17 protein-coding genes and 2 tRNA genes are annotated in these 18,899 nt (G+C 27.9%); 8 read left to right on the top strand and 11 right to left on the bottom strand.

Annotated elements, in window-relative coordinates; translation table 11 throughout:
* Positions 1-156: 156 nt before the first annotated feature.
* The 3 genes from BS101_RS00870 to BS101_RS00860 all read right to left on the bottom strand — a co-directional run bounded on the left by BS101_RS00870 (position 157) and on the right by BS101_RS00860 (position 1,066).
* Positions 157-250 (bottom strand) — tRNA-Ser (locus tag BS101_RS00870).
* 150 nt (positions 251-400) lie between these two features.
* On the bottom strand, positions 401-838 hold the full coding sequence (gene tadA / locus BS101_RS00865) for a tRNA adenosine(34) deaminase TadA (protein WP_011988658.1): 438 nt from the start codon (positions 836-838) through the stop codon (positions 401-403).
* 151 nt (positions 839-989) lie between these two features.
* Positions 990-1,066 (bottom strand) — tRNA-Arg (locus BS101_RS00860).
* A gap of 183 nt (positions 1,067-1,249) precedes the next feature.
* On the opposite strand from BS101_RS00860, the gene BS101_RS00855 reads away from it, so the two are divergent.
* Positions 1,250-1,552 carry a phasin family protein gene (locus tag BS101_RS00855; protein WP_073537131.1) on the top strand — a complete coding sequence of 101 codons (303 nt, stop codon included), beginning with the start codon at positions 1,250-1,252 and terminating at the stop codon, positions 1,550-1,552.
* A 30-nt stretch (positions 1,553-1,582) separates the two neighbouring features.
* On the top strand, positions 1,583-3,184 hold the full coding sequence (locus BS101_RS00850) for an ABC1 kinase family protein (protein WP_073537130.1): 1,602 nt from the start codon (positions 1,583-1,585) through the stop codon (positions 3,182-3,184).
* An 11-nt stretch (positions 3,185-3,195) separates the two neighbouring features.
* On the opposite strand, the gene BS101_RS00845 is transcribed toward BS101_RS00850, so the two are convergent.
* Positions 3,196-3,768, bottom strand: coding sequence for a TetR/AcrR family transcriptional regulator (locus BS101_RS00845; protein WP_073537129.1), 573 nt, complete (start codon positions 3,766-3,768; stop codon positions 3,196-3,198).
* Positions 3,769-3,972: 204 nt separating this feature from the next.
* On the opposite strand from BS101_RS00845, the gene BS101_RS00840 reads away from it, so the two are divergent.
* Positions 3,973-4,863, top strand: coding sequence for a phosphatidylserine decarboxylase (locus BS101_RS00840; RefSeq protein WP_073537128.1), 891 nt, complete (start codon positions 3,973-3,975; stop codon positions 4,861-4,863).
* Positions 4,864-4,945: 82 nt separating this feature from the next.
* On the opposite strand, the gene BS101_RS00835 is transcribed toward BS101_RS00840, so the two are convergent.
* Entirely contained in the window at positions 4,946-6,607 is a 1,662-nt protein-coding gene (locus BS101_RS00835; RefSeq protein ID WP_073537127.1) for a 2-isopropylmalate synthase, read from the bottom strand.
* Between the two features lie 489 nt (positions 6,608-7,096).
* On the opposite strand from BS101_RS00835, the gene BS101_RS00830 reads away from it, so the two are divergent.
* The 3 genes from BS101_RS00830 (at position 7,097) to BS101_RS00820 (ending at position 10,217) form a co-directional block, all read left to right on the top strand.
* Positions 7,097-7,693, top strand: coding sequence for a TraR/DksA C4-type zinc finger protein (locus BS101_RS00830; RefSeq protein WP_073537126.1), 597 nt, complete (start codon positions 7,097-7,099; stop codon positions 7,691-7,693).
* Positions 7,694-7,758: 65 nt separating this feature from the next.
* Positions 7,759-8,487, top strand: a complete 729-nt coding sequence (locus BS101_RS00825; protein ID WP_073537125.1) for an EcsC family protein — start codon at positions 7,759-7,761, stop codon at positions 8,485-8,487.
* A 380-nt stretch (positions 8,488-8,867) separates the two neighbouring features.
* Positions 8,868-10,217, top strand: a complete 1,350-nt coding sequence (locus BS101_RS00820; RefSeq protein ID WP_073537124.1) for a citrate/2-methylcitrate synthase — start codon at positions 8,868-8,870, stop codon at positions 10,215-10,217.
* A gap of 421 nt (positions 10,218-10,638) precedes the next feature.
* Here BS101_RS00820 and BS101_RS00815 read toward each other — a convergent pair whose 3' ends face one another.
* Positions 10,639-11,544: a LysR family transcriptional regulator gene (locus BS101_RS00815; protein ID WP_073537123.1), complete on the bottom strand. Its 906-nt coding sequence runs from the start codon at positions 11,542-11,544 to the stop codon at positions 10,639-10,641.
* An 802-nt stretch (positions 11,545-12,346) separates the two neighbouring features.
* On the opposite strand from BS101_RS00815, the gene BS101_RS00810 reads away from it, so the two are divergent.
* Both BS101_RS00810 and BS101_RS00805 read left to right on the top strand, forming a co-directional pair.
* Positions 12,347-12,745 carry a GtrA family protein gene (locus BS101_RS00810; protein ID WP_012620032.1) on the top strand — a complete coding sequence of 133 codons (399 nt, stop codon included), beginning with the start codon at positions 12,347-12,349 and terminating at the stop codon, positions 12,743-12,745.
* 36 nt (positions 12,746-12,781) lie between these two features.
* Positions 12,782-13,648, top strand: coding sequence for an FRG domain-containing protein (locus tag BS101_RS00805; protein WP_073537122.1), 867 nt, complete (start codon positions 12,782-12,784; stop codon positions 13,646-13,648).
* Positions 13,649-13,754: 106 nt separating this feature from the next.
* Here BS101_RS00805 and BS101_RS00800 read toward each other — a convergent pair whose 3' ends face one another.
* The 5 genes from BS101_RS00800 to BS101_RS00780 form a co-directional block, all read right to left on the bottom strand.
* Positions 13,755-14,819, bottom strand: a complete 1,065-nt coding sequence (locus BS101_RS00800) for a metallophosphoesterase (RefSeq protein WP_242951363.1) — start codon at positions 14,817-14,819, stop codon at positions 13,755-13,757.
* Between the two features lie 260 nt (positions 14,820-15,079).
* Positions 15,080-15,769 carry a response regulator transcription factor gene (locus BS101_RS00795; protein ID WP_073537120.1) on the bottom strand — a complete coding sequence of 230 codons (690 nt, stop codon included), beginning with the start codon at positions 15,767-15,769 and terminating at the stop codon, positions 15,080-15,082.
* A gap of 85 nt (positions 15,770-15,854) precedes the next feature.
* Entirely contained in the window at positions 15,855-17,291 is a 1,437-nt protein-coding gene (locus BS101_RS00790; protein ID WP_073537119.1) for a HAMP domain-containing sensor histidine kinase, read from the bottom strand.
* A 13-nt stretch (positions 17,292-17,304) separates the two neighbouring features.
* On the bottom strand, positions 17,305-18,057 hold the full coding sequence (locus BS101_RS00785; RefSeq protein ID WP_073537118.1) for an ABC transporter permease: 753 nt from the start codon (positions 18,055-18,057) through the stop codon (positions 17,305-17,307).
* On the bottom strand, positions 18,044-18,769 hold the full coding sequence (locus tag BS101_RS00780; RefSeq protein WP_073537117.1) for an ABC transporter ATP-binding protein: 726 nt from the start codon (positions 18,767-18,769) through the stop codon (positions 18,044-18,046). Before BS101_RS00780 ends, BS101_RS00785 begins: the two co-directional genes overlap by 14 nt.
* Positions 18,770-18,899: the final 130 nt, after the last annotated feature.

Raw genomic sequence — 18,899 nt, 5'->3', positions numbered from 1 at the left:
TCAGTAGCCTCCTGCTTTACTAGACAACTTTTTGGATTAACTATGATTATTTTTACTACAATCGTACTACATTTTAATAATTCTTATCTAAACTAAAATTCCTTAAAGCCTTAATTTAAGCCATTTTTGGAGTTTAACACATCTTAATAAACACTATGGCGGAGAAGAAGGGATTTGAACCCTTGCGCCGGGGAACTCCCGACCTACCGCATTTCGAGTGCGGACCCTTCAACCACTTGGGTACTTCTCCAGATTATAAACTTATTTTAGCACCTCGGACAGAACTTGGATAGAACAACTCATAGATCTGTCCTGATTCAGACTCCAAAGGCAGCAATTAGCTGATACCCCATCTTCTTCAAAGTAGATAATAAATATGCTATACCCCTGATAAGTTCTTCTATCTTCTATTTTTAAAAAATTTTTTTAACATATTGCTACACTCATTATTATATAGCCATTGAATATCTATCCAATGATTTAGAAAGTTATTTTGCAGTATATTAACTACGGAACCACAGGCACCCATGACAGGATCAAATGTTCCTATATATAACCTACTTATTCTACACTGCAATATAGCTCCTGCACACATAGGACAGGGTTCTAATGTAACATACATGCTGCAATCTTTCAATCTCCAATTTTTAACCACTTTTGAAGCACTTCTTATAGCAAGTATTTCTGCATGAGCTGTACTATCTTTCAATGTTTCTTTTAAGTTATAAGCTCTTGATATTATATTATTATTTTTTACTACCACAGCTCCTACCGGAACTTCTCCTAATTGTAATGCCATTTCAGCTTGTTTTATAGCCTCAAACATAAAACCATCCATAAATACCTCTGAAAATTAATAATTTAAAATTAATACAAATTACTTTTATGATAAATGTACATATAAATTACTAACATTAAATAAAATATAAAATAAAAGCATAATCCTTTATAAAATAAATATCTTGTAAATTCACCATTTACAAGACTTATGGTGCGCCCGAGAGGAATCGAACCCCCGGCACGCGGTTTAGGAAACCGCTGCTCTATCCTACTGAGCTACGAGCGCATATTTATGTACAATTGCTACCTTAACATTTTATTATAGTTTATAATAATTGTCAATTTCTTTTTGCTCTTGTATAATAAATATTAAAATAGATATTTCATATTCTAATTATTTTAATATATCATTTATAAAAATGTATATATTTGCCCCTAAAATTAAAACTATTATAAAGGAGGATTTTACATGATCAATGAATTAAAAAAATTATTTTTAGCAGGAATTGGTTCTGCTGCATACACTTATGAAAAGGCATCAAAACTAATCCAGGAAATGGTTCAAAAAGGAAGAATAACAGTTGATGAAGGAAAACAGTTGTCCGAAGAACTAAAAAAAACTGCCCTAGCTAAAAAAGAACAAATAAAACCTCTAAATAAAACCCAGCTCACATCCATATTAGATAGTATGAATTTTGCAACCAAAGATGATATATCAAAAATAAATGAAAGATTAGATAAACTTGAAAGTAAAATAAATAATGATAACTAAAGCCTTTGGCTTTAGTTATCAAATATATTTATGAATAAGAAATCTGCAAAAAGATTTAAAGAGATATTAAAAGTACTAACTAAATATGGTTTTAAATTTTTAATAGACAATAAAGGCTCTAAAGACAAAAAATCTCCCGAAAACCTTAGAAAAGCATTTGAAACTTTAGGACCTACATTCATAAAGATAGGCCAAATACTAAGCTCACGACCGGATATACTACCTTTGAAATATATTGAAGAACTTTCAAAGCTTCAAGATGGAGTATTTCCTGAAAGATATGAACATATAGACAAAGTATTTTTTAATGAGTTTAATAAAAATATAAAGGATTGTTTTCTATATTTTGAGAAAACTCCCTTGGCTTCTGGCTCTATAGCCCAAGTACATAATGCTACTTTAATGGATGGAAGAAAAGTTATTGTAAAAATACAAAGGCCTGAAATAAAAGAAAAAATAGAAACTGATATAAATCTATTATATAAAATTATAAAATTTAGTAGAAATAAATTTAAAAATGTTTTAATAGATCCTGAAGAAGCTTTAGATGAATTATTGTTCTCCACCGAACGAGAACTAAATTTTAAATTAGAATATGAAAATATGGTAAAATTCAAAGAACTAAATAAAAATATTAACTTTTGTTATGTACCTTATGTAGTAAAATCTCTCTCCGGAACTAAAGTATTGACAATGGAAAAAATTCACGGATTTAAAATAAATGATATAGCTAAATTAAGGGAAAAAAAATATGATTTACAAGATTTGGGTGAAAAACTCGCATTATTTTTCTTTAAACAAGTATTTACTGATGGATTTTTTCACGGTGATCCCCATGCTGGTAATTTAATGATACTTGATAAAAAAATATGTTTTATAGACTTTGGTATAGTAGGTATAATTTCGCCTGGACTTAAATCACTTTTAAATGAAATTATTATAGCCATAGTACAAAAAGATATAGATAAGCTTGTATCCTCAATTATATCCTTAGGCGTAAAAAAAGAACTCATAGACAGAAATAAACTATATGAAGATATAGAAATGTTCTTAGTAAATTACTTATCTACATCACTTAAAAATATAAAAATTTCAGTGTTGATGACAGAAATTTTTAAGTGTGCAAAAAATAACAATATAGTTTTGCCCAAAGATTTAATATTACTAGTAAAAAGTTTAATAATAATAGAAGGTTTAATAACAGAAATTTCACCTGAAATTAACATTTTAGACGTAGCTATACCCTTTTTAAAACAAAATAACAGATTCTATTATTTTGAAGGAATAAATTTAGAGGATATTCTTATAAACTCTTATAGTTTTACTAAAAATTTTTCAAAACTTCCAATGAAAACTGTGGAATTAATAGATGGTATACTAAATGGAAGAGCTAAAATTCAGCTAAAATTCAATAAAATTGATGACTCTATAAATCAATTAAATAGAATGGTAAACAGATTATCAATTTCTCTTATAGTATGTTCTATGATTATAAGTTCTTCTTTGATATTAAATCTAAATATAGGTCCTAAAATTTACAATATACCTTTAATCGGTATCGTAGATTTCATACTTTTTATATTTATTGGTATTACACTTATAATTTCCATACTAAAATCAGGTAAACTTTAAAGGAGATTAAATCACTCTCCTTTTTTTATCCCATCTAAAATATAATTCATAAGATTTTCTATCATATCATCTAAATCCTTTTTATCCTCATTTAATAATTCATAAACCGCAACAGAACAAATAGTTCCGAATAAAGTATAGGCCAAAAATAATGAATCACATTTTTTTATACTGCCTTCTTCCATACATTGTTTCAGATAGTTTTGTGTATAAATTATATAGGACCTTATATATTCTCTCAACTCCAGTTGTCTTATTTCCTGTCCCCAAAGTTGACTCATCACTACCTTAATGAAATCTCTATTTTCATAAACCAGCCCCCATTGAGCCTTACATAAAATCTTTATCTTATCTAAAGCATTTTTTTCCTTTTTAGAATCAATTTCTATTTTTTCTATAAGTACATTCATTCCCTCTTCTACTATATATTTAAATATTTCTTCTTTACTTTTAAAATGATAATATAACGTTCCCTTTGCTACACTAGCATCTGCAGCTATTGCATCCATAGTTGCTCCATTATATCCATTTTTTGAAAAAATTTTTATAGCAGATTCGAAAATTATCCTCTTTGTATTATTCACGAAGACCACCCCAGGTTTCTATTATTAATTATCGACCGGTGAGTACAATTATATACAACTTCATTATACTTATGTTACTAAAACAACTCAATAACTTTTTAAATATTAGCTGTGTAAACTATTTATACATAATACTTATAATGCTAAAATAAATTATAAAAGATTTAAAATGGGAATTAAAACAATTCCAAAGGCAGGTTAAAAATGATTAAATATTTTAATAGAAAAACAAAACAATATGAAATTGAACAAGTGGCAGGTGAAAAATACTTAAAATGGACCTACTGCTCTCCTGTTGGAATGAAACTTTTAGAACTTATAATTAAGAAAAAAATATTTTCTAAATTATATGGTTATTTTTGTAACAGTAGATACAGTAGAAAAAATATTTATCATTTCATAAAAAACTTTAATATAAATATGGGTGATTATGTGGAACATACAGATGATTTTAAATGTTTCAATGATTTTTTTTCACGAGCCCTTAAAAATAACTCCAGATCTATTGATATGGATGAAAAAGTTTTAATATCTCCTGGAGATGGAAGATTACAAGTCTATGAAAATATAGATTTAAACAAAATCGTTCAAATCAAGGGGTTTACATATAGTTTATATAATCTCATAAATAACATTGAAATTGCTAAAAGATTCTATAAAGGTACCTGCTTAATATTAAGACTTTGCCCAACCGATTATCATAGATTTCACTTTATAGATCAGGGAATATGTGATCCTACTTATAAAATTAAAGGATATTATTACTCTGTGAATCCAATTGCTTTAAGAAACATCTCCAATATTTTTTGTAGGAATAAGAGAGAGTGGAGTATTTTTCATTCGAAAAATTTTGGAGACATACTTTACATAGAAGTAGGTGCTACCTGCGTAGGAAGCATAGTACAGACTTATTTTCCAGGAAAACACATATCAAAAGGTGATGAAAAGGGTTATTTCAAATTTGGTGGTTCTACAATTATCTTATTTTTTGAACAAAATAAAATAAGAATTCATAAAGACTTATTGGAACAATCAAATATAGGCTATGAAACTAAAGTACTTATGGGAGAGAGTATTGGTATTAGATACCAATAGAAATAAAATAATCTATGTAATCTTTCAATTTATATAATTTAAAATTGAAAGATTAAGATTATTTTACAAGTGATTTATTAATTTATGATATTTGTCCCGAACGATTAATTGCAGCAATTAAAGCTTGAATAGAAGATTTTATAATGTCTGGGTCTACCCCTACCCCCCAATACAATTTATCATGACAGGTAATTCCTACATAAGATATAGCTTTTGAAGAAGAACCTTTTTCTAGAGCATGTTCTTCATAACCGAATATTTCATAGTTCACAGAGAAATATTGCTTTAAGGCATTGCTGACGGCGTCTAATCTTCCATTTCCCTTGCCATTTAGTACTTTATGCTGCTTATTATATTCAATTGTAACTTCTGCAATTATACCATCTTGCTGCTTAAAGTGACATTCATCTATTCTGAAAGTGTGACTGGTTCCCATATATTCTGATTCAAACACTTCATAGATCCATTCTGGAGTTAACTCTTTATGCTGGGCATCGGAAATTGATTTGGATATATAACCCATTTCTTCCTTCATCTTTTCAGGTAATTGAATGCCAAAATTCTGTTTAAGAATATAGCTGACACCACCTTTTCCAGATTGACTGTTAAAGCGTATCACATCTGAGTCATATTTTCTTCCTACATCTTTAGGATCAATAGGTAAATAAGGTACTGTCCAATGCCTGCAATCTTTTTCTTCACGCCAGCTCATACCTTTTGCAATGGCGTCCTGATGGGAGCCAGAAAAAGCTGTGAATACCAGTGAACCAGCATAAGGTTGTCTCTCATGTACACTCATTTTGGTGAGTTTTTCATATTTATTACAAATATTTGGTATATCGCTAAAATCTAAGTTAGGATCAACGCCGTGAGAATAAAGATTCATAGCAACTGTAATAATATCTACATTACCTGTCCTTTCTCCGTTTCCAAATAAGGTTCCTTCAATTCGATCTGCACCTGCCAATAATCCAAGTTCTGCATCACAAACTCCACAGCCCCTATCATTATGAGGATGTAAGGATAAAATAACATTTTCTCTATATTTTAAATTATTATTTATATATTCCACTTGACTGGCAAATACATGAGGCATAGCATTTTCAACAGTTGTAGGGATATTGATAACTACTTTATGTCCACAATCTGGCTGCCAAATATCAAGTATATTATTGCACACATCAAGTGCATAATCTACTTCAGTCCCAGGAAAACTTTCAGGACTGTATTGAAAGGAAAAATTACCCTCTGTATCCAATGATAATTCTTTTAATAATTTAGCTCCTTCTATAGCTAATTGTTTAACTTCTTCTTTTGTTTTTTTAAATACTTGCTCCCTTTGTGCAACGGAAGTGGAATTATACAAGTGAACAATTGCTTTAGGAGCACCTTTTATGGCATCAAAGGTTTTTCTTATAATATGCTCTCTTGCTTGCGTCAGAACTTGTATTGTCACATCTTCTGGAATCATATTTTTCTCAATAATTGTTCTCAAAAATTGATATTCTGTTTCAGATGCTGCTGGAAATCCAACTTCAATTTCCTTAAAACCTATTTTTAATAACATTTGAAAAAATTCAAGTTTTTCTTCTAAATCCATAGGTTCTATTAATGCCTGATTGCCATCCCGTAAATCTACACTGCACCATATAGGTGCTTTATCAATATAATCTTTATTCACCCAATTTGTTGATGGTACCGGTGGTAAAAAATAATTTTTTTTATATTTTTTATAATTGTGCATATTCCTTCTCTCCTTTTTCATAGTAATAAAAAAATCTTTCGTCTTCTGCCAATACTGCAGTTAGAGACGAAAGATTAAATCTTCGCTGTACCACTCCAATTTATAAATTCAAGTTTATATTTTAAAGACACAAGTTAAATAAATTTTATGTCTTTCCCTTATAACAGAGGGTTTCTGTCTATATCTACTTTTCAGAAGTCGCATATAGCCTAGTTCTGAATTTTAAATAGAAGTTTCCAAGGTGAGTTCCATATATTCCTCATACTGTTTCACATCAGCCAACAGCTTTCTAAAATTTAGACTATAAGTACTATTCCTTTTCATATCCTTTATCCTATTATCATGTTGTATTTATTTTACATTATTTAGTCTTCCTTATCAAGAGAATTTTATTGTTCTTACATGATAATTTATAATTACGGAATAAATGATATTTTTTAAGTTAAAATAAGTATATGTCTAAATATAAATGGAAGGTGTTATGCTAATATGGATGATAAATTGCTAAAAAATCTAAAATACAAATTAGAATCACAAAAGAATGAAGCGTATAATTTATTAAAACAAATGGAAAAAAATGAAACCATAAAATCCAATACTGAAATGTCTGCGGAATTATCTTTTTATGACAATCACCCTGCAGATAGCGCCAGCAGTATATATGATAAGGAAAGAGGAATAGCTTTCGAAAAAAATGAAAAAATCATTATAAGAAAAATAGAAGATGCTTTAAAAAACATAGAAAATGGCACCTATGGTATATGCAAAAAATGTGGAAAAAATATAAACGAAAATAGGTTAGAATCTATTCCCTACACTGAGTATTGTATTGACTGTCAAAGAACTATTGATAATATAAAACCAGCTGAAAAAAGAAATAGGCCTGCAGAAGAAGAAGTTATTAAACATACCCTTGATCTGGGATATGATAGTCAGACAGAATTTGATGCAGAGGATAGTTACCAATCTGTAGGAAAATTTAATAGAAGAAAAAATATAATTGAAGAATATGAGGATGAAGATGAAGAATATGTTGAGCCTATAGAAAAAATAAGTAACGACCAGTATAAAAATCAATTATACTAGAACTTAGATAAATTTTAAGTTATATTAAATATAGTATATAAAATTGATTGTTATAAGGAGAATATATGGATTCATATGAAAGTAAAGTTTTAGAAGAATTATTAGCTTGGCAGAAAGAGATGACTAAAAATGCCAGTTTGACAAATAATTTTACCAAGGGTATCCAGAAAAAATTAAATAGCATTGTTCCTGAAAAAGCCAACATTATAATTACCGGCTCCATAAAAAACATGGTAAAAGGGGTAATATTCACTTGCAAATATATCTCAAAAAATCCACTTCACAGTTTAAATCTAAAGAATAGGGAAAGTATAGCAAGGGAAAAAATAGAATCTTACAGAAAAGCTGCGATGTTAAGCGGCGCAGGAACCGGAGCAGGAGGTATTCTTTTAAGCTTAGCAGATTTCCCTATTCTTTTAAGCTTAAAGATAAAATTTTTATTTGATATAGCAGGTATTTACGGCTTTGATTTAAAGAATTATAAGGAAAGATTATATATTTTATATATATTTCAAATAGCATTCTCAAGTCAAAAGAGAAGAAATGAAATCTATAACATTATGTCTCATTGGAACGATCATTCTAAATCTCTTCCAATGAATAAAGATGATTTTGATTGGAGGACTTTCCAGCAGGAATATAGAGACTATATAGATATTGCAAAGATGCTTCAAATGGTACCTGGAATTGGTGCAGTAGTTGGTGCTTATGCTAATTACAAGCTTATGGATAAATTGGGGAACACCAGTATGAATGCATATAGACTTAGAATTTTAGACAATATTAAAAATTAATAAAATACAGCTTATATACATGCATAACTAAATTTTTATTACGATTTTATGACTGTGATAATATACTAAACTGATTAATCAATTCGATGTATCAAACTATCACCTTACAAATTTAGTAGATTAAAGTTAATTATTAAAAATTAATTGAAAAGTGTAACTTTCTTCTGTATAATTGACTGTATTATATATTTATATGATTTAGGTAAAAATTATTATACAGAAACTTAATTTTATTGATTGCATTAATACTCCTTAATGTGTATTTTTATTTATTTTAAAGGTTAATATTAACGTAGAGCAACACTTTTCAATATGTTAAAATTAAAACTTTATTATTATAGGTAGAGCTATAAATTAATAATTTTGTGAGGTAATATATTATGGATAATATGGATTTAGAGAAATTTGAACAAGAGCTATCTAAAAAATTAAGGAATTCTATTGATCCTGAGTTATATAACAAATATCAGGTTAAACGTGGTCTTAGGGACGCAGATGGCAGGGGAGTACTCGTGGGATTAACAGAAATTGGAGAGGTACATTCATACATTATAGACGAAAATGAAGTTATCCCTATTCCAGGTACCTTAATGTATAGAGGTGTTAATATACAGCATATAGTAAATGGTTTCTTAAAAGATGACCGTTTTGGTTTTGAAGAAGTTTGTTATTTGTTGCTTTTTGGAGAACTACCTAATAAGAAGGAACTTAATGAGTTTACAGAGCTTGTTTCAAAGTATAGAAATTTACCTGAAGATTTTGTTCGGGATATGATATTAAAAATGCCAAGTAAAAATATAATGAATTCAATGGCAAGAAGCGTACTGGCTCTTTACAGTATTGATGATAATGCTGATAATACTTCCACAGATAATGTGTTGAAACAATGTATTAGACTTATAGCTTGTTTTCCTCTGATTGGTGTTTATGGATATCATGCCTTTTCCCATTATCATAAAAATAAGAGTCTTATTATTCACAGTCCTGAACCACATCTAAGTACAGCTGAAAATATTTTACATATGCTTAGAAATGACTGTAAATATACTAAGCTTGAAGCCATGCTCCTAGATCTTGCATTGGTACTTCATGCTGAACATGGAGGAGGCAATAATTCCTCTTTTGTTACCCACGTTGTAACATCTTCAGGTTCAGATACTTATTCAGTAATTGCAGCAGCTCTTGGTTCTTTAAAAGGCCCAAGACATGGAGGTGCAAATCTCAAAGTAGTTGAGATGTTTAATGACATGAAGGAAAATTTAAAAGACTGGAATGATGATGAAGAAGTTGAAAATTATCTTGCTAAATTACTTAACAAGGAAGCATTTGATAAGTCTGGTCTTATTTACGGAATAGGACATGCTGTATATTCTATTTCAGATCCAAGAGCAGTTATTTTTAAAAAATATGTAGAAAAGCTTGCTAAAGAAAAAGGCTTAGAAGCTGAATATAATCTTTATGCAAAAGTGGAAAAACTTGCATCTAAATTAATGAAAAACCTATCAAAAGTCAATAAAGATGTCAGTGCAAATGTTGATTTTTATTCCGGTTTTGTATATAGAATGCTTGATATACCAATTGAAATGTATACACCTATTTTTGCTATTTCAAGAATAGTAGGTTGGAGTGCACATCGCATTGAAGAAATCGTGAACAATGGTAAAATTGTCAGACCTGCTTTTAAATGTGTTTCTAGAAGAAGGAATTATATTTCTTTAGAAAATAGATAGGCTATTTATATTGTACCTTAATTTAAGAAAATTGTAAGTAAAAAATTAGATTTAATTTTTACTTACAATTTTCTATTTTTTTATCCAATGAATTTAAAGTACATTTATATATTAATGATAAACGCTAATTATTATATAAATATGAATCATATATAAATAATATAGGAATAAAAAAAGTATAAAATGTCAATTTAATCTAGTAACTGTAAAATATCTCATTATATATTCTTTTTACTCTAATTAATTTCTTATAATAAGAAATTACTATTTAATACTTGATTTACTATTATTTTACATATATAATAGTACTTGTCCTAAGGTAAAAACTTAGAGAAAAAAATAAGCATTTGATTTAATTCCAGGTGCTTATTTTTTATTTCTGTCATAAATAATGAATAACTAAAAAATATACAGTAGATTTTTATGATATTTTATGTTCCTCCTCTTTATTATTTGTACATATCATATTTTTTAAAGCATTTAAAGGGGGAGATATCCACTTTTGTTTATGATATATCATTTTAGCACATATGGAAATATCACAATTTTCTATGGTCAAAATGGCAAGTTCACCTTTATTAATTTCCCTTTGAACTGCAATTTTAGGTAACAGAGAAATTCCAAGTCCTATTTTTACACATTGTTTTATAGCCTCTAAACTACTAAGTTCCATAATGGTATCTATTTTTATGCTATGTTCTTTTAATAATTCTTCTAATTCCACACGATAGCAGCATTCAGCTTCTGGAAGAATAAAAGAATGGTTCTCAAGTTCATGTATCTTTATTCTCTTTAAATTAACAAGGGGATGATCAGGTGCTGCAATAAAAACTGTAGAATCTTTAAAAATATTAATTTGGGAAATATATTCATGCTGTGATTGATCATGGAGACTAAAAGCCACATCAATCATATTATGAGATAACATTTTAGGAAATTCAGCACAATCGGCCATCCTAAGTGTTACTTTAACATCTGGATATATAATACGATATTCCTTGAGTATAGGAGGAAGCCAGAAAACGGAAAGGGTTTCAGCAGCTCCTATTCTAAGTAATCCAGAAATTTTTTCATTTTTGTTAAATAGCCCTTGAATTTCCTTTTCATCTTGAATCATTTTTTCAGCTAAAGAAATTAATTTTTTCCCACTTTCATTTAGAAACACTTTTTTTCCAAGACGTTCAAAAAGTTTTGTACCAAGTTCTTTTTCTAAATTACGTATATGATCAGAAACAGAGGATTGAGAGTAATTAAGTTCTTCTCCAGCTTCTCTGAAATTTAATAATTTAGCAACAGTAATAAATGTTTGAAGTTGTTTAATATCCATTAAATCACATCCAATCGTAAAAACAGATTAAATTAATTAAAATAATCGACTTATCACCATACATATTTTATGCTACATTAGAAATAAGAGGATTTCAAGCACAACAATCTTTTATATTTATAACTATGAACTATTTATTTAAAATTTTTTATAGTTTAGATTTTAAGTCTGCATCATAAAGTAATTATTTTGTATTTTTACACGTAATTATAAATTATAGATATATTACACTATACCCTTTGATATAGGTATTAATTATCTTTTATGCCCTTTTTACATTGAATTTATTGAATATTTTAGGAGGTAGAATTGCTTTTTATGTACAAAACTAGGTTATTACCTGTAACCATAAGTAATTAATGTTACATTGAAATATAATAAAATGCATATTTTAAGGGGGAATTTTTATGAAAAAATTTTTAAGTACTATAGGCATTATATTAGTTGTAGTTGCAGCTTTATATTTAATGTATATTATTCAATAATATTTATTATAAATATCAAAACGTTTAATATATACGGCATTAATAATATTTCATATTTTTAAAGATAAATAATACAATAACAAAACATAAGATATAAAATCAGTATGATAAAACTACCTCCTAATAAAAATATAAATTTTTAAGACATTTAAATTCACAGGAATATTTTCAAAAAAATAGGAAAGCCTAAAATAATAAAACTTATTTTAGTGGTTCCTATTTTTTGTATTTAGTTATAATATTATAGTTATATTAAACATTTAATTTTAAGTAATTATTAAGGTTCGTATAATATTTTTATAATAATATTATAAACTATGGAGATAGCTATGATATTGGAGTTATTATTAAAAAAAGAAAAATTTATAAAATATGCTATTTCAGGAACAATAAATACATTAATAACATTACTTATTTATAATATTCTCATACAAATTGGTGTTAATTATATGATATCAAATGTTATAGCATATTTTCTTGGAATTATAAATGGATTTATACTGGATAAAATTTGGGTATTTAAGTCTAATAAGAAGATTGTCATATTATTTAGTAAATTTATTATTGTGAATATAATTTCTCTCTTGTTTAATTCTATAATATTATTTACACTAGTAAATAATATTGGCTTAGATAGCGTTCTTTCACAGTTAATATCAACCATTTCTACAGGTATGTTTAATTACATAATGAATAAAGTATGGACATTTTCTTAAATACTTGTGTAAATCAACGGAGTGAGATGTGTATATATGTCTATAAATCAATATAAAAGATACCTTTTGAAAGAATGTAATAATATTGATGAATTTTGGAAGGAATTATGTCCCGAAAAACCTTTAGGAAATAAAAGGGGAAGATTTATTTACAGAGGTCAAAGAGATGATACATGGCCCTTAATTCCCAGTATGTTGAGAATCAATAAAAAAATCAATCATAAGATCCACATAAAATGTGAAGAGCAAGTACATAATGAACTTATGATATTAAACTATTTTGTGGATCAATGTGATTCTATAGGAATCAGTATTATAAATGATTCTCTGGAATTTCGAAAAAAGTATCTAGATTTTAAAGTAGGGGATGGCAATGATAAATCTTTTATTGATCCATCAAATTGGCCCAGTGAGGAATTATTAGAGTTAATGGCATTAGCACAGCATTGTGGAGTACCAACCAGTCTTATTGACTGGTCAAAACGTTCATATGTAGCTGCATATTTTGCTGCTTCATCATCCTTGAAACATTATGAGGAAAATAATGATAAAAAATTAGCAGTATGGGCTTTAGATATAGAAAAGATTAAGTTATACAAAAATATTAAATTAATTAAAGTTCCAGGTTCAACTAGCAACAACCTTGCTGCTCAATCTGGTCTATTTACCTTTCTAAAACAACCGGGTAAAATGGGGGATATATTTTCTCCTAAATTTTTAGAAAATGAGTTTGAAAATACACCAGATACACCTTTGTGGAAAATAACACTTCCTGTTAAATATTCTGTGGAGATACTGAAGCTATGTAAATTATATGGTATTTCAGGTGCAACCTTATTTCCTAATTATAATGGTGTTTCGCGTTCTGTTTTTGACTATATAAATACCATTTTAATCAAGTGAACCTAAAATTTATCCAAGGATACAAAGCAGTGTATATTTCTCTTTCAAGAAGCTTTGGTGTGGAATATCAGTGAATTTAAGCCCGGAATAAATACTAATAGATTAATTAAAATATCTGCTTTTGAAATTTCACAATAATATTTACTACCTCAGATGTTGAACCTATACGTATAGGAGGTCCCCATGTACCGGCACCACATGATACTACAACCTGTAATCTTCCCGTTTTCAGATATCCGTAATGAACTTTAAAGAGCTTATTTGTTATAAAATTAAAAGGAAAAAATTGTCCCTTGTGAGTGTGACCGGATAACTGTAAATCGATTCCAGCATCCTCTGCTTCAGGAATATTTATTGGCTGATGATCCAACATAATTATTGGTAATTTACTGTTTATCCCTTTCATAAGGTTTGACAATTTTATTCGTTTTTGTTTACTTATCATTTCATAAGACTTATCTTCACGTCCAATGATATAAAAACTGTGTGCTATCTCTACCACACTATCTCTAAGTACATTAATCTTTGACTCATTAAGTTTATCTATCACATATGATAAATCTCCATTTAAGTAATCATGGTTTCCTAAGCAGGCATATACGCCATATTTACTGTTTATTTTATGAAAATCATCTATCACTTTATGTTCCGCAAAAGTCATTATATCATCCAGTATATCTCCTACAATAAAAACAATATCTGGATTTAAATTGTTTATAACATTAATTATTTTATTCTGTCTCTCGTCATCTATATTACTAATATGTATATCAGATATCATAACTATATTAAGTTCTTCTAAAATACTCTCATCTTTAGACACATTTACATTATATGTTTTTATTCTAAGCTTTTTACCATTAAATGTGCCATATATAAGTAAAATTATCGTTACTATAACAACACATACTATAAATAAATTAGTGAAAACCAAGTTATTACTAATTAGATTTTTAGAAAAATGTATGATCTTATTTGAAAAAACAATAACATTAAAAATTATAATGGCTATTATAAAGTAAGATAAAGCGGCCAGCCAATAGTAACCCAGAACATAAAAACTGCTTCGGAGAAAATAGGGTAGAAACTTATTTGCAGTAATCCCAATAAGTATACATATAACTATAATAGAAAAAAATATCCAATAAGTATTTTGATTCAAAAAAGACATATTCATACTAAGTAGATGCCATCCCAAAAGTCCTATATAATAATTCAAGGTTCCAAATAATAATATGAATACACTTGTTAATACATAATAAGTCAGTTTAATACACCCACTCTCAAAAATATTTAATGTGTTTACTATATTTATCTAAATATTATCATTTCTAATATTCCTATCCTCTTTAAAGTGAAATTAAGCACTGCTACACGCCTGGATAAGTTCTCTATAGCAAGCTTCAACTGAACCCATAGAAGAACTTCATATTAAACTCTAAGCCTGTAACCTGCCCCCCACACTGTTTCTATGTATTGAGGCTTAGACGGATAAGGTTCTATCTTTTCACGTATCCTTCTTATATGTACTGTAACTGTGGCATTGTCTCCCATAGAGCCAAGGCCCCATATTTTTTCAAAGAGTTCTTCTCTATTGAATACCCTATTAGGATTTTCTGCCATATAAAGTAAAATATCAAACTCTTTTTGGGCTAAAGTAATTTCTTTGCCATTTACGAAAACCTGTCTGGAATCCTTTAGTATTTCTAGCCCTCTTATTATTAACTTATTATGCTTAAAATTAAATTTACTTTTTATTCTTTCATAATTTTGAATATGTGATTTAACCCTTGCCACTAGTTCACCAGGACTAAAAGGTTTTGTAATGTAATCATCTGCTCCTAAAGTGAATCCCTTAATTTTATCAATTTCCTCTTTTTTAGCAGAAACTAAAAGCACAGGAATATCCTTCTTATCCTGTATACTACGCAAAATACTATAACCATTAATTTTAGGAAGCATTATATCTAGAATCAATAAATCAAATTTATTATTATTTAAGGTATTTAGTCCTTTTACTCCTTCTGTACATATGGTAACTTGGAATCCTTCTAATTCAAGATAATCCTTTTGAAGTTCTGCTATACTTAAATCATCTTCAATTATTAAAATCTTTCTCATAAATAACCTCTTTCATACTCTGGTATTATGTATTTAATTTGTTTTTTACATTGATTGAAGGAAAGGTTGTCCTAATATAAATCTCTTAACTAACTTTTCCAATGGATATTAGTATGCTTGTTCCTTTAAGTTCATTAGACACAGCCCATATCTTACCATTATGGCCTTCTACAATTTGTTTTGATATTGCAAGGCCTAAACCACTTCCTGAAGCATTGCTTCTTGAAGAATCTCCTCTATAGAACTTATTAAATATTTTATTTACATCATTTTCATTAATGCCACATCCATTATCTTTTATTTCAATTATTATACTTGAAGCAGTTTCTCTGAGAAATATAACTATTTTTCCTTCTTCTTTATCCATGTATTTTCTCGAATTATCAATTATATTTAATATAACCCTCATGAATCTCTCTTTATCTATCATAACATATTTTGAATTTTTCAAGTGATTTTGTAAGTTTATTTTTATGTTAAATTTATTAAGTTCTGGTTCATTTTCAAGAATACAGTAATTAAAATAGTCCACAATATCTGTCTTTTCGTAGTTGAAGGGAATCTGTTTTAAATTTAACTTAGAATATAAAAGCAGATCATCTATCATATTGTCAATTTGTATTGTTTTTTTATGTATGGTTTTTAAATAATGTTCTAGTTTTTCAGGAGTGTTAGCTACACCATCTAAAATCCCCTGAACATATCCTTCTATAGAAGTTATTGGAGTCTTTAAATCATGAGATATACTGGAAATAAGTAATTTTCTGTTATCATCATATTTCATTTTTGCATTAATTGAATCTTTCAATTTTATCCTCATCTGTTCAAAATCAGTACAAAGTTCTCTTATTTCTTTATCTCCCGTTTCTGCAATTTCAAAATTTAATTCTCCATCTCGTATTTTTGACATGGATTCTTTTAATAATGTTATGGGAGTTAATATTTTTTTTGAAAATATATACGATACAAGAATACTTGTTAGAACAGAGGAAATCAAAAATATAGCTAAAATGGCTATTATAAAGTTTTCTAAAACATCTGTTTCTTTTTTTACAGGAACTAAAAATATTACTTTTCCTTGCAGCTCATCATTAAACTGAAGAGGAAAAGACTTTACAGAATAATGAATATTTCCTATGGTTACTAGATTTTTTGAAGACTTATTATTTGCCTCACTTAAGGAATTTTCTATATCCATCTTATCCATATTGTCAGAATAAAATATAATAGTGTCATTTTTTATTATTATAATTTTACCATCTATAAGTGCAAGTTTTTCATTTAAAAACTTTTCAAATTCTGTACCTTTTATATTTTTAATATTAGATTTGGATATTTCTCTTACTGTATTCAATAATTCAGATCTTACGTATGCAGATTCTTTAAATTCATCATAGTTTATACTAGTATCAAAAAATTTTGAAGATAATGATACAAATATAATTGCAATTATGCTTGCAATTATAAAGGGAATTATTATTGTTAAAGTATTATAAAGAATCATTCGTCTTTTTATATTCATATAAATCCACACCTTAAAAATCTTTTTTATCAAACATATAATAAGCTGTTGTAAATAATATTATAATATAACTTAACATCATTATAAAATTACGAAATATCTTTATAAATGGTATATTATCCATAAGCCACAAAGTGTGCCATCCCATAATGGATGTAAATAAAATTCCAGAATATGATGGAAAGAAAATAGCAAGTACTTTAAATGAAATAAACACTAACACAGAAAGAAAAAATACAGCTATTCCACTTTTTAATATATTTGTAAACAAAACAATCATAAGGCATAGGATTATCATAGGTATCAAAGTTACTATGTATGAAATTATTATTTTAATAATGTTCTCCGAAGTAAAAGAATTAGAATTAAAAATTAGTCCTGATATTATAGAAAAAACCATTATAATCATTAAAGTTATAAATATAATTATAACTATTGCACTTATTTTTACAATAAAAAGTTTTAATCTTGAGACAGGTTTTGTTAAACATATTTTCATAGTGTTACTGGAGGACTCACCAGAAAAACTATCAATAGTAATAAGAGCTATAAACAAGGGTAGCAGTGTGTTTATAAATACTGAAAGAACCAGCAGGGGAAACTCCGTACTAGAAACACCTTTAAGTCCAAAATTATTTCTTACCACTAAAATAAAAACTTGTCCAATTATAATAAATATTATGGACAGTACAGCTACTATTAAAACTTTTTTATTTTTATATAATTTTTCCAATTCATTTATTAGTGTTGCTTTAATTCCTGTCATTTCTATCTACCTCACTTATAAAATAATTTTCCAAGGAAGCATAGTTATTCAATATATTTTTAGTAGTATCTACATTGATAAGATTTCCATTATACAGAACACCAATATGTGTACAAGTTAATTCGATATCATGTATTAGGTGACTAGAAATAAAAAAAGTAGTATTTTTATTTTCTGCTAAATTTTTTATTATGTTTCTTACATCAATCATCCCTTCCACATCCAAACCATTTAAGGGCTCATCCAGAATTACAATTTCAGGATCACATAAAATTGAAGATGCAATTCCAAGCCTTTGTTTCATTCCCAAGGAAAATTTTTCAGGTTTTTCATCTTTATATTTTAGAAGCCCTACCATATCTAACACCTCTTCGATTTTAGCATCATCTATATTGTTGTAATATCTGGAGAATTGTCTTAAATTTTCAAAAGCCGTTAAATAGGAATAAGCTTCTGCATTTTCTATAATACACCCCACTTTATGAATAGCCTTTTCAAATTCTTCCAATATACTATAACCTAATATTTTCACATCTCCTCTATCTGGTTTTACAAGTCCTGTCATTATTTTCATGGCTGTGGTTTTTCCTGCACCATTTGGCCCTAAAAAACCAAAAATCTGTCCTCTATATATATCTAAATTAACATTTTGTATACCCCTTCCATTTTTATATACTTTAGATAAATTAATTAGTTCAATAACTTTTTCCATTTAAATTCCTCCTAAAATTTGGTCTTATTTATCCCAACACTGCCATTACTAATATTCACATTTTCCTCAAAGTGGGAGATAAATACTGCTATGCACCTGAATAAGTTCTTCCCCCTAAAGGATAACGTAT

The organism is Clostridium kluyveri, assembly GCF_001902295.1.
Classification (GTDB): domain Bacteria; phylum Bacillota; class Clostridia; order Clostridiales; family Clostridiaceae; genus Clostridium_B; species Clostridium_B kluyveri_B.
Note: the sequence above shows the minus strand (reverse complement) of the source record. Positions and strands in the feature narration are given on the sequence as shown.

Coding starts and splice junctions, on each gene's coding strand:
- BS101_RS00815 (WP_073537123.1), bottom strand. CDS start 11,544: ATGGATATTAAACAACTTCAAACATTTATTACTGTTGCTAAATTATTA.
- BS101_RS00795 (WP_073537120.1), bottom strand. CDS start 15,769: ATGAGAAAGATTTTAATAATTGAAGATGATTTAAGTATAGCAGAACTT.
- BS101_RS00855 (WP_073537131.1), top strand. CDS start 1,250: ATGATCAATGAATTAAAAAAATTATTTTTAGCAGGAATTGGTTCTGCT.
- BS101_RS00850 (WP_073537130.1), top strand. CDS start 1,583: ATGAATAAGAAATCTGCAAAAAGATTTAAAGAGATATTAAAAGTACTA.
- BS101_RS00835 (WP_073537127.1), bottom strand. CDS start 6,607: ATGCACAATTATAAAAAATATAAAAAAAATTATTTTTTACCACCGGTA.
- BS101_RS00820 (WP_073537124.1), top strand. CDS start 8,868: ATGGATAATATGGATTTAGAGAAATTTGAACAAGAGCTATCTAAAAAA.
- BS101_RS00810 (WP_012620032.1), top strand. CDS start 12,347: ATGGAGATAGCTATGATATTGGAGTTATTATTAAAAAAAGAAAAATTT.
- BS101_RS00785 (WP_073537118.1), bottom strand. CDS start 18,057: ATGACAGGAATTAAAGCAACACTAATAAATGAATTGGAAAAATTATAT.
- BS101_RS00790 (WP_073537119.1), bottom strand. CDS start 17,291: ATGAATATAAAAAGACGAATGATTCTTTATAATACTTTAACAATAATA.
- BS101_RS00780 (WP_073537117.1), bottom strand. CDS start 18,769: ATGGAAAAAGTTATTGAACTAATTAATTTATCTAAAGTATATAAAAAT.
- BS101_RS00840 (WP_073537128.1), top strand. CDS start 3,973: ATGATTAAATATTTTAATAGAAAAACAAAACAATATGAAATTGAACAA.
- BS101_RS00800 (WP_242951363.1), bottom strand. CDS start 14,819: ATGTCTTTTTTGAATCAAAATACTTATTGGATATTTTTTTCTATTATA.
- BS101_RS00830 (WP_073537126.1), top strand. CDS start 7,097: ATGGATGATAAATTGCTAAAAAATCTAAAATACAAATTAGAATCACAA.
- tadA (WP_011988658.1), bottom strand. CDS start 838: ATGGATGGTTTTATGTTTGAGGCTATAAAACAAGCTGAAATGGCATTA.
- BS101_RS00805 (WP_073537122.1), top strand. CDS start 12,782: ATGTCTATAAATCAATATAAAAGATACCTTTTGAAAGAATGTAATAAT.
- BS101_RS00825 (WP_073537125.1), top strand. CDS start 7,759: ATGGATTCATATGAAAGTAAAGTTTTAGAAGAATTATTAGCTTGGCAG.